This is a genomic window from Aliikangiella maris, from assembly GCF_040719265.1.
GTDB lineage: Bacteria > Pseudomonadota > Gammaproteobacteria > Enterobacterales > Kangiellaceae > Aliikangiella > Aliikangiella maris.
The window spans coordinates 1-10,282 of sequence record NZ_JBFDAH010000047.1; the positions used below are offsets into that span (position 1 = coordinate 1).

Annotated in this window: 11 protein-coding genes; 5 read left to right on the forward strand and 6 right to left on the reverse strand. The window is 37.6% G+C overall.

What is annotated here, in order from left to right; genetic code table 11:
• Nucleotides 1–104: 104 nt before the first annotated feature.
• Nucleotides 105–539, reverse strand: a complete 435-nt coding sequence (locus ABVT42_RS21125) for a hypothetical protein (RefSeq protein WP_353897937.1) — start codon at nucleotides 537–539, stop codon at nucleotides 105–107.
• Between the two features lie 414 nt (nucleotides 540–953).
• On the opposite strand from ABVT42_RS21125, the gene fahA reads away from it, so the two are divergent.
• Together fahA and ABVT42_RS21135 are read left to right on the forward strand one after the other, a co-directional pair.
• Nucleotides 954–2,276 carry a fumarylacetoacetase gene (gene fahA, locus ABVT42_RS21130; RefSeq protein ID WP_353897938.1) on the forward strand — a complete coding sequence of 441 codons (1,323 nt, stop codon included), beginning with the start codon at nucleotides 954–956 and terminating at the stop codon, nucleotides 2,274–2,276.
• 248 nt (nucleotides 2,277–2,524) lie between these two features.
• Entirely contained in the window at nucleotides 2,525–3,865 is a 1,341-nt protein-coding gene (locus tag ABVT42_RS21135) for an NTP/NDP exchange transporter (RefSeq protein ID WP_353897939.1), read from the forward strand.
• 20 nt (nucleotides 3,866–3,885) lie between these two features.
• On the opposite strand, the gene ABVT42_RS21140 is transcribed toward ABVT42_RS21135, so the two are convergent.
• From ABVT42_RS21140 to cspE, 4 genes are all read right to left on the reverse strand, one after another.
• The gene (locus tag ABVT42_RS21140; RefSeq protein ID WP_353897940.1) at nucleotides 3,886–5,001 is read right to left on the reverse strand and encodes a 1-acyl-sn-glycerol-3-phosphate acyltransferase; all 1,116 of its coding nucleotides are present in this window, start codon (nucleotides 4,999–5,001) and stop codon (nucleotides 3,886–3,888) included.
• Between the two features lie 168 nt (nucleotides 5,002–5,169).
• Entirely contained in the window at nucleotides 5,170–5,775 is a 606-nt protein-coding gene (locus ABVT42_RS21145; protein WP_353897941.1) for a GNAT family N-acetyltransferase, read from the reverse strand.
• Between the two features lie 39 nt (nucleotides 5,776–5,814).
• Nucleotides 5,815–6,750, reverse strand: a complete 936-nt coding sequence (locus ABVT42_RS21150; RefSeq protein WP_353897942.1) for an aldo/keto reductase — start codon at nucleotides 6,748–6,750, stop codon at nucleotides 5,815–5,817.
• Nucleotides 6,751–7,044: 294 nt separating this feature from the next.
• Complete coding sequence (gene cspE / locus ABVT42_RS21155) at nucleotides 7,045–7,251, reverse strand: transcription antiterminator/RNA stability regulator CspE (RefSeq protein ID WP_353897943.1); 207 nt, start codon at nucleotides 7,249–7,251, stop codon at nucleotides 7,045–7,047.
• A 424-nt stretch (nucleotides 7,252–7,675) separates the two neighbouring features.
• Here cspE and tesB point away from each other — a divergent pair, with 424 nt between their 5' ends.
• Together tesB and ABVT42_RS21165 are read left to right on the forward strand one after the other, a co-directional pair.
• Entirely contained in the window at nucleotides 7,676–8,542 is an 867-nt protein-coding gene (gene tesB / locus ABVT42_RS21160; protein WP_353897944.1) for an acyl-CoA thioesterase II, read from the forward strand.
• A 108-nt stretch (nucleotides 8,543–8,650) separates the two neighbouring features.
• The gene (locus ABVT42_RS21165; protein ID WP_353897945.1) at nucleotides 8,651–8,908 is read left to right on the forward strand and encodes a hypothetical protein; all 258 of its coding nucleotides are present in this window, start codon (nucleotides 8,651–8,653) and stop codon (nucleotides 8,906–8,908) included.
• Nucleotides 8,909–9,056: 148 nt separating this feature from the next.
• Here ABVT42_RS21165 and ABVT42_RS21170 read toward each other — a convergent pair whose 3' ends face one another.
• Nucleotides 9,057–9,587, reverse strand: coding sequence for a hypothetical protein (locus ABVT42_RS21170; protein ID WP_353897946.1), 531 nt, complete (start codon nucleotides 9,585–9,587; stop codon nucleotides 9,057–9,059).
• A gap of 130 nt (nucleotides 9,588–9,717) precedes the next feature.
• On the opposite strand from ABVT42_RS21170, the gene ABVT42_RS21175 reads away from it, so the two are divergent.
• On the forward strand, nucleotides 9,718–10,089 hold the full coding sequence (locus ABVT42_RS21175; protein ID WP_353897947.1) for a VOC family protein: 372 nt from the start codon (nucleotides 9,718–9,720) through the stop codon (nucleotides 10,087–10,089).
• Nucleotides 10,090–10,282: the final 193 nt, after the last annotated feature.

The following is a 10,282-nucleotide window of genomic DNA, read 5'->3' on the forward strand; positions in this document are numbered from 1 at the left end:
TTGATCGCGAAATGAGATTGCGCAGCCGGAACTCACCATTTAAAATGCTTCTGCGCATGATTGGCTGATAAAAAATCAATGGGGGTTTCTTTTTTCAGGGGCGACTAAGTATAACCTGGCAGATGTTGCAAAAGTTTAGGAACAAAACGTTCATTAAAAGTGTTTTGAAATTCAGACTCGGGCACAAATGCCCATCCTAAGGTAAGCAAAAACGCAATAAATGCGAAAACAATACCAATACCCAAAAAAACACCAGCAAATAGCAACACACAACTGATTAAACTCCCCATTAACAGGCGCTGTCGCTTAATTTTTGCCGCTTTACTTCGAGATTCATCGAGTTCGTGCCAGGTTGTGCGAGTCGCTTCGGCGTACAATTCTAAAAGCGACGAATCAATTTTAAATTTGAGTGTTTTTGGTTTAATACGGAATAATGTATGAACGACAAAATTAACAGTCGCTGACAAAGCCCGATCAATACCAACCAACAAATTGTGTTTGAATCCCGAACCTCGATATGGCGAAGGCTTATTTTGCATAACAACAGCTCCGTTTTAAATCAACTTTAGTTTCAGCCATTCCAATTCACGGTAGAGGATTCTATAACTTGTTAAGAGCGCAAATCATCCACAAACGGATAATTATAACGTAATAAGATATTAGTTATTTCATAAATTATATATCACTGATAATTAAGTAAATTTTGACTATTTCATAAAAACTATCAAGCCGTCGCATAATGATTATTCAAAACCTCTATCATTAAATAGTGGGCGAAAATAGCCTTTCACAAACGCGCTGTTATAATACGATAAACTCTGATCGTCGATAAAACTGATGGAGATAACAAGTCTATTATCGGTTTAGTTAATCTATCTACGGTTGAATGAATTCACATCAACGATTTTATAAAGGCATACAAACCTTACTTTAATTCAGGAGCCTAGCCAATAATGTCATACGCAACCACCTTAAATGAAACACATGATCCACAATTAACCAGTTGGGTTAATTCAGCCAATGAAGAAAACTGTGACTTCCCTATCCAAAACCTGCCATTTGCAATTTTTAGACGCGCCGGTTCAAATGAAGCCTTCAGAGGCGGTGTCGCTATTGGCGATCAGGTACTTGATTTAGCAGCAGCTAAAAATAGTGGCTATTTTTCGGGTATTGCGCAAACTGCACTCGTGCAATGCGATGCCCCAGAATTAAATGCTTTTATGGCAATGGGGCAAACAGCATGGTCTGCATTGCGACTCGCATTGTCGCAAGCGCTGCGTAGTGGTGCTGACGCCGAGAGCAAACTCGCCGGTTGTCTTATCGCACAAGATGATGTGGAGTATCAGCTTCCCTGTCGAATTGGTGATTATACTGATTTTTATACATCGATTTATCACGCCACCTCAGTAGGTAAATTGTTCCGTCCCGATAACCCTTTACTACCGAATTACAAGTGGGTTCCCATTGGCTATCATGGGCGTTCTTCTTCAATTGAAGTTTCAGGCAGCGACTTTAAAAGACCTAAAGGGCAGATTAAAGCACCTGATGCCAGCGAGCCAGTACTAAGTGCTTGTAAACGATTGGATTATGAAATGGAAGTTGGTATTTATATCGGTGAGGGCAATCAACTAGGCGATATTATCGATATTGATCAGGCCGATAAGCATGTGTTCGGATTTTGCTTGTTTAATGATTGGTCAGCTCGTGATATCCAAGGGTGGGAATACCAGCCATTGGGACCATTTTTAGCAAAAAACTTTGCCTCAACGGTTTCTCCCTGGATTGTCACTAACGAAGCACTTGCGCCGTTTCGCTGCGCATGGCAGCGAGATGCCGCGGAGCCGCAACCCTTAGGCTATCTTGAGTCAGAACAAAATCGTCAAAATGGCGCATTTGATATTCAATTAGAAGTTCAATTAGAAACTGCACAAATGCGTGAGGCAGGACAACCAGCAAGCCACTTGTCATTGTCTAGCTTCCGCCACTCTTATTGGACTGTTGCACAAATGGTTGCTCATCACACTATTAACGGCTGTAATTTACAACCTGGTGATATGTTTGGTAGCGGCACTCAGTCTGGTCCCACTCACGAAGAAGCGGGCTCAATGCTTGAACTATCGATAGGTGGTAAGCAAAAAATAGAACTCGATAATGGTGAAACTCGAACGTTCCTCGAAGATGGCGATACCGTTATTATGCGTGGCTGGTGTCAAAAAGAAGGCGCTAAACGAATTGGCTTTGGTGAAGTTGTTGCGACCATTTTAGCAGCCGATTAAACCAGAGAACTTAAAAACTCAAAAGATCGGTAACAAATTTACCGATCTTTTTTGGATATTAAAGTAACAAAATCAAAACCATAAAAAACCGAAACCTGAAAATTTAAAACCTCGCTAATAATAAACACTGAGTATACCAGCCTCAAAAGAGCTCACAGCAACATCGATTTACATCCCACAACTTGTGACAAAGGTTAACTATTGCTAGTCTGTATTGCATTCATAAAAAATCCCTAAGCGGCTTACACATGCCAAACGCCATTCAACAATTATTCAAGTTTAATTCCAGAGAATTGCAAATTGTCAGTTTGTCAGCTGCTTATTTCTTTTTACTGCTTTGCGCTTATTACATTTTAAGACCTATTAGAGAAACAATGGGAATTTCGCGAAGCGCTGACGATTTACCCTATTTATTTTTAGCAACAATGTTAGTGCTATTTTTTCTCGCCCCCGTTATTGGCGGGCTGGTTTCAAAATTTGAGCGGAGCCGCTTTATTCCTATTGTTTATCGCTTTATTTCGGTTAATTTAGTTGGTTTCTTTTTAGCATTGACATTTTTGTCTGAACAATTTCAGTTTTATGTTGGCATTACCTTTTATGTTTGGTTAAGTGTTATTAATATGCTGATTATTTCGCTCTTCTGGGGGTTTATGGCTGATGGAATTTCATTTAAAGACAGTCAGCGCTTATTTCCCAGCATTGCTATAGGCGGCACGATAGGTGCGATTTTTGGCGGTACTATCGCACAGCAGTTTGTTGACATTATTGGAAGTAATTACCTGTTTTTAATTTGTATATTTTTATTAGAACTCGCGGTAATCGTCATGAAAAAAATTGATTTAGCATTTAAAAATCAACCCTCAGAGATTACCATCAAACAACAGCTCAGCGTTCGATTTGCTGCACCTGCTTTCTCAGCCGACACTCAACCTCATTTTTTTAAACGTGCGCTAGCAGGTATACAATTTACATTATCTTCGCCATATATTTTAGCCATCGCCGGTTACATCTTTTTTTATGGTTTAACATCAACATTTTTATACTTTCAACAAGGTCAATTGATTGCTGCCGAAACATCAAATAGTTCTCAAAGAACACAGTTATTTGCCTATATCGATATCTGGGCAAATATTTTAACTTTAGCATTTCAATTATTTATCTCTCGCCAATTATTATTAAAATTTGGTGTTGGTATTATTTTAGTTGGACTGCCATTACTGACCTTAGGCGGCTTTATCACTCTAGCTATTTTACCAACGTTATCCGTATTAATTATCTTTCAAACGCTAAGGCGTTCACTAAACTATGGTTTGTTTAAACCAGCAAGAGAGACATTATTTACTTTAATTCCTCAGGAACAAAAATATAAAGCCAAGAGTTTTGTCGATAGTTTTGTTTATCGGGGAGGGGATGCAATTGGTGCATCTATTCAAAAACTATTAACCTTTTTTCATTTAGGTGTCGCATCAATTGCCATGTTGATTGTCCCTATTGCGCTTATCTGGTCGATACTTGCCTTATATTTAGGTAAGCAGGTAAAAACTAAAAAAAGCGATAACAACGCGACAAAAGATAGCGTAATTAATTAGCGCAGCAAGGTAAACATTGATTAACCAAGAGAGTTTTGTTTCGCAAAAACCGGATTTGCATACATAGTTAATAACCAGCGTTTTTGTGCTTCATCTAAATCTTTTAGGCGCTCATAGAAAAAACTGGTCAACGACTTTCCATCTTCATTCGATGAGCTCTCCCCCACTAACTGCGCATGTGCTTGCAGATTTGTTTCAAACAGATGGTAGTTATCAATAATTTGTTGATCAATAGCATTTGCCAAGGCTTTTGAATCCTCAAAATCACCAACAACAGGCTGCCCAAACTCAATATGAATACGACCTTTGTAACCTAAAATACCATTTTTGATGCTGCCAATATCTTCGTGCTCTTGTTTTTGATAACTGCCAGTAGTTTCAATAATAGCTAGTTCATTGGCTTTATCTTTATCACAAGGATCAAATTCATAAGCAATAGAAACCGGTACTATATTAAGTTGCTCAACATACTCCCTAATTGAAAGTGTTTTAGGCTTATGTAATAACAACATTGAAATTAACGCCGAATTAGTTTTATCAACACCATCTTTAGCACGCCCCTCGCGTTGCGCAATCCAGATATGCTGCTGCTTATTAGTAAGCGTATGATGAATATACTCAGAAAGCTCTTTGGATGCATTAAAAATAGCACGCTTACCCACTTGTCCTCGTTTAACAATAAAGCATTTGTTCAAACGCATTAAATCGGCAATCCAATCCTTCGACATCAAATTACTGCCAATAGCTATTTCAGCCGTGTTGGCTCCGGCTTCAAACAAAGCAATATTAACCAAAGCGGGATCCAGCGCGATATCACGGTGATTACTAATAAAGAGTGTTGGTCGATTTAAATTAAGTTTATCGAGTCCTTGATAAGTAAAACCATCGCAACTTTGTTTCAGCATACGATAAGCGTAACGAGCAACCTCTTTTTGAATCGCTTCAATAGAGTTAAGTTTTCTGGATTTAAATGAAAGTAATAGTCTGACCAGCAAATGGCTGATACCAGGTGCAAAACGATTGAAACCAGGCATTAAAAAATGACTTAGCATCGACTGTAACTCTACATTACGAATCAAAGCATCAATCACCTGAGCGACTTCATCATTTTTGAAAGGTCTTATATCATCAAACATATCGTATCTGGAATATTGGTTTGTAACAGTAATTCACACATCCTGCCAGTTATTGGTTTTTTTATACGCAACCAGCTTTCAGGGCGGGTGATTTTAGCAACAATTGATGAAACTTTTCAAATTTTAAGTTTTATAATAATTTTTAATTAAAACCATTCCTATTAATTACTAAAGAGGCTGTCGCCGCAACAACCAGTATTGCGCCTTGGTCACAGGTTCAAAAAAATCGCCAACAGTTTGATAACCTAAACGAAAATAAAAGGTTAAATTGCGTTTGGTAAAGGTTTCAAGGTAAGTAGCAATCCCCGCTTTGTCAGTTTGTTGTAGAATATTCTCAATTAACCCCGGCCCCAGCCCTTGACCCTGATAATCAGGCAAAATACCAATAATCGATAAATACCAATCACTTTTTGCAACCAATGGCTGAGCATTGTCACTCATATTGTTGCAAATATCACTATAAACCTGTTGAGCAGCTTGCCCCAGAAATTCGTGAATAAACGATATTTTCTCTACTTTTTTCTGCTCGCTCAGCTCATCTGGAATGGGTTTAGACCAAACAGATACGCCATAATGTTGGTTTTTTGGAATATAGCATGCACCATACTTTTGTGCTTCTGAAATAGAAAAATCCATATAAGCCAGCATAGCTTGTTTTTTTTGTTTTGCATCACCTTCAATACTCTCTTGTAAAGTTACATAAAAAGCATCTTTGCTGAGAGCTCGATACAAAGCCTGAGAGAGATCTGGAAACTTCAGTTGATAATCTAACATAAATGATTCTCAATTTATTATGGTTTTATTAATGGACGCTTAAAGATCATTAAAATAACGAACCATTTTCTGACGCATATTGTCATCGGGTAAACGGCCATACATTGCCTGCATATTATCTCGCATATGATGAACTTTAGATGTTGCAGGAATAACACAAGTAACCGCAGGATGAGAAATTATATATTTTAAAAAAAACTGCCCCCAACTATGACAATCAATTTCTTTTGCCCAAGTTGGTAACGGTTTATTTTTCACCAATTTAAACAAGCGGCCTTTTTCATATGGCATATTGACAATAACTCCCATCTTTCGTTCAAGTGCCAATGGTAAAAGTCGTTCCTCGGCATCACGCACTTTAATATTATAATTAAGTTGAATGAAGTCTAGTTGATGTTGGCGCATAACTTTTTCAAAATCACTATATTGACTAATACGCGAGGTCGTTATGCCAATATAGCGAATTATTTGTCGCTGCTTAAGTTCCATTAACGTAGGCAAATGAATTTGCCAGTCTCGTAAATTATGAATCTGCATCAAATCCATTGTCGCTTTATCCGCCCGCATTTTTCCCATGAGTGAAGCGGAATGATTAATAGAGTCGAAACCAGATTGTTTACCGTAAGTCCATACTTTACTCGCAGCAAACCACTTTGGGCGCGGAGAAATAGTCCGAATTAACTCGCCAATTACCGCTTCGGAGTGACCGTACATGGGAGAAGAATCAATAAATTGACCGCCCAATGAAAAAAAAGTTTTGAGCACTTCTAATAAATTATTTTTTTGAATAACATCATGCTCAACATTAAACGTTTGATAAGATCCCATTCCCACAGCGGGAATAATGCTTGTCGGATCCCTTGGAATTTTTCGCTGAATTAGAGCTGACGATTGACTTGAAGTAGCCCATATAGGCATAGCTCCCAGTATAGGAAGCGAAGACAAGAAATGCAGAACAGATCTTCTACCAGCCATAATTTTCCTCCGTTTCACTTGCCTTTGTTTGGTCGCTGTTTAAATAGCCAGCTTTATTTTACCTACTTTTACAGGTTTTATGACATAATTTTTACAGCAAATACCCTATTAAATGTAGTATTTTTAGTAACAAACTATAAACTTAATTTTCTTTGTCAGTAAGTTTCAATAAAAAAACAAATAAAGAAAATAACAGTGCAAACTAAATGGTTTTAAATGAAATGATTTGCGGAAGTTGAGAAAATCAAATGAGGGAGAGAGAACACCTCTATAAAAGAGGTGTTGTCCAATAAATTATACGGTAGTGATATTTTCAGCCTGTGGGCCTTTTTGTCCATCAGTAACGGAAAATTCTACTTTCTGGCCTTCTTTCAATGTTTTGAACCCTGAGCCATTAATTGCGCTAAAGTGAGCGAAAACATCCGGACCATTTTCCTGAGAAATAAATCCATAACCTTTTGATTCATTGAACCACTTTACAGTGCCTGTAACAGTCGACATAACAAAATTCCTATCTTTCTTAAATAACTTGCCTAGAGAGTGATAAATAAATTAATAATTAATTAATTAAGGCGTCTTGCTGGAAGTTGGTGTTACTGAAGAGTACAGGACGAAACAATAAAGGTAGAACTTCGGGCTTCGTAATTGATCTCTGAGTAAGCGGATCAACTTCAAACAATTCAAAGTATACTCCATATAATCGGCTTTTCCAGAAAAATTATCTTTTTTAAATCTATTTTTTTTGTCTGATTAATTAAATCTTTTTTTCTGAGGAATGGTGCACAAAGTTGATAGCTTTTTTAAATTATTCATCGAAAAATAGATAAATTTAACCCCTAAAAAATATGGGTATGAGTTAATTGCTTTACATATAATTAAAACCATTACTACAATTAGGGAAATTTATAATTAAACGAGATTTTTTATGTCAAAGGTCTTACAACAATTACTAGAACTTTTAACACTTGAAGTGATCGAGCAAGGTTTATATCGCGGTAACAGTCAAGACATTGCCTTAGGTCATGTTTTTGGTGGGCAGGTCATCGGACAAGCCTTGGCGGCTGCAAAGTTAACCATTGATCCGTTGCGTGTTGTGCATTCATTCCATAGTTACTTTTTAAGACCAGGCGATGCAACCAAGCCCATTGTTTACGATGTTGAAAATGTTCGCGATGGTCAAAGTATTTCGACTCGGCGAATCAAAGCTATTCAAAATGGTAAACCAATATTTTTCATGACCGCTTCATTTCATCATGCAGAAAATAGCTTTGATCATCAGTCAACGATGCCACAAATCGAATTGCCCGATGCACTTCAGTCAGAACAAGAAATTTTTCAACAATATGAAAATAAAATCCCTAAAAAAATTCGTGATATTGTCCTTTGCGAAAAGCCAATTGAAATCAGGCCAGTAGAATTTTTTAATCCACTTGCGCCAGATAAAACAAAACCCCATCGGCACATTTGGATGAAAGCCAATGGAGAACTCCCTGATGATCTTCGCGTGCATAAATATCTATTAGCTTATGCTTCTGACTTTGCTTTTTTACCAGTAGCAGGACAACCACATCAAGTTTCATTTATGCTACCGCAATTTCAAATGGCAACGATTGATCACAGCATGTGGTTTCATCGTGAATTTCGCTTTGATGAGTGGTTGCTTCATGTTATCGAAAGCCCTTCAGCAAGCCATGACAGAGGATTTGTTAGAGGTCAGTTTTTCGATTTGCAAGGCCGACTGGTCGCCAGTACCGCGCAAGAAGGCGTCATGCGTAAACGCACCCAGCCTTAAAAACGGTAATATTCACCTATTAAAATCACTAAATAATAACAATTATCATTTGCATTTAAAGAAACATATGTATATCATTACCTTAAGTTAGTCAGCAGGCAGAGAGTCATGGGATACCAAATTGAAGCTTTTCTAAATGATGGTAAACCGTCGCTGAAAATTTATGACTCAAAGCGAGAACTTTTATATTTATCGTGGACTTATCATGAAACGCCCGATGAACACCAGTTACCGCAAGCAATTCATGAATTATTCAGAGATTTATTATTGCTCTCCTGCAAACAGGATATACATAATATTCAGCAATTTAATCTGACTCCTCGTCAAAGTGATAATAAGATCCGTCAGACAGTCTTATTATTCTAATCACTCTTGTTAGATGACTTGTTAAATGATTATGTATTAAATCATAGCCACCGTTGACCCCATCCTAGAAGGTTATGATTTTCAGGCCCGGCTCCCCCGCCGGGTCTTCTTTTTGATTTAAGCCTTTTTGATTTAAGCCACAACAAATTTAATGCAATGACTTATTTGAAATATGATGCTCAATTAACATTGCGAATTGCTCAATGGTGCAAGTTAAATCGACTTGCGCTAAATTTCCATGAACATCATCTTTCCACTGACAAAAGTATCCCAACTCATTCGACGCTGATGGTGCCAGTTCAAAAGTAAAATAGTGAATTTCTGGAATTTCATCGGTAATTGGCTTACCGACTTCCCATAAACAGACAATACCAATAAATTTGCACTCGGTTGAATGCCTCGGTGCCGGCATTTCAAGTAAAACTAATGGAAAGTTATCAACTTTTAGCAAACGAATCTTGATGTCTTCCGCTGAAAACACCGTTAAATCTTCTGGATAGTTTCTTTCAACCTGGCGAATAAGATCCGTTAAAAACTCATTTTTTTCTTCAGAAGCAAGGAGTGCAAAAATATAGTGTGGATTACGCAGGCAAACCTGCCGCAAGGCGATATGTGCAAAGGCATAATGCCGTTTTCGCGGAGAATCATGTTGCTCAAAATTCTGCTCTTTTTTTGACATCGAAAAAATCCAATTGAAATTAACCAAAAACCATCCCAACGCTACTGACACCACGTTGTCAGTAGGAGAGTTTTATTATACCAGCTCTGTTAAAAGAAAACGTTATCCAATTTATTCAAGAGGAAGAAAGATGAAACATCAAGTAACTTGGGTTGAAATTCCAGCAACCGATATGACCAGAGCCATGCAATTTTATCAACAAATACTGGGCTTTAAGTTTGTCCGAGAGGATGTATGCAGCTATGATTTTGCTATGATTTGCGCAGAAGATAAGGCGATTACCGGTGCACTTGTAGTTGGCGAAAATTACCACCCCCGCGATGATGGCCCTGTTATTTACTTAAATGGTGGTGAAGACTTAGCGGTTCCTTTAGCTAAAATAGCAGAACTCGGTAATCAAATTATTATTCCAAAAACGGCAATTAAAGAGGGGGCAAACAGTTACTTCGCTCAATTTATCGACAGCGAAGGCAACCGAATCGGATTGTATTCGCAGCAATAATTTCTCTCTTCCAGCTTATTGAAATCCATTCGCTAAACTTCAAAAGATCTCAGCTTTACACTTGAGGTTTAGCACTTTATATTAAATAGTCGTCCCTGAAAAACAGCTTAACACTCTGAAATTTAATAAAAAATCTCTAATTAATAACTCACTTTTCGACCAGAAATGTTAAAATACGCCATCACTTCCTGGT

Coding starts and splice junctions, on each gene's coding strand:
- ABVT42_RS21125 (WP_353897937.1), bottom strand. CDS start 539: ATGCAAAATAAGCCTTCGCCATATCGAGGTTCGGGATTCAAACACAAT.
- fahA (WP_353897938.1), top strand. CDS start 954: ATGTCATACGCAACCACCTTAAATGAAACACATGATCCACAATTAACC.
- ABVT42_RS21135 (WP_353897939.1), top strand. CDS start 2,525: ATGCCAAACGCCATTCAACAATTATTCAAGTTTAATTCCAGAGAATTG.
- ABVT42_RS21140 (WP_353897940.1), bottom strand. CDS start 5,001: ATGTTTGATGATATAAGACCTTTCAAAAATGATGAAGTCGCTCAGGTG.
- ABVT42_RS21145 (WP_353897941.1), bottom strand. CDS start 5,775: ATGTTAGATTATCAACTGAAGTTTCCAGATCTCTCTCAGGCTTTGTAT.
- ABVT42_RS21150 (WP_353897942.1), bottom strand. CDS start 6,750: ATGGCTGGTAGAAGATCTGTTCTGCATTTCTTGTCTTCGCTTCCTATA.
- cspE (WP_353897943.1), bottom strand. CDS start 7,251: ATGTCGACTGTTACAGGCACTGTAAAGTGGTTCAATGAATCAAAAGGT.
- tesB (WP_353897944.1), top strand. CDS start 7,676: ATGTCAAAGGTCTTACAACAATTACTAGAACTTTTAACACTTGAAGTG.
- ABVT42_RS21165 (WP_353897945.1), top strand. CDS start 8,651: ATGGGATACCAAATTGAAGCTTTTCTAAATGATGGTAAACCGTCGCTG.
- ABVT42_RS21170 (WP_353897946.1), bottom strand. CDS start 9,587: ATGTCAAAAAAAGAGCAGAATTTTGAGCAACATGATTCTCCGCGAAAA.
- ABVT42_RS21175 (WP_353897947.1), top strand. CDS start 9,718: ATGAAACATCAAGTAACTTGGGTTGAAATTCCAGCAACCGATATGACC.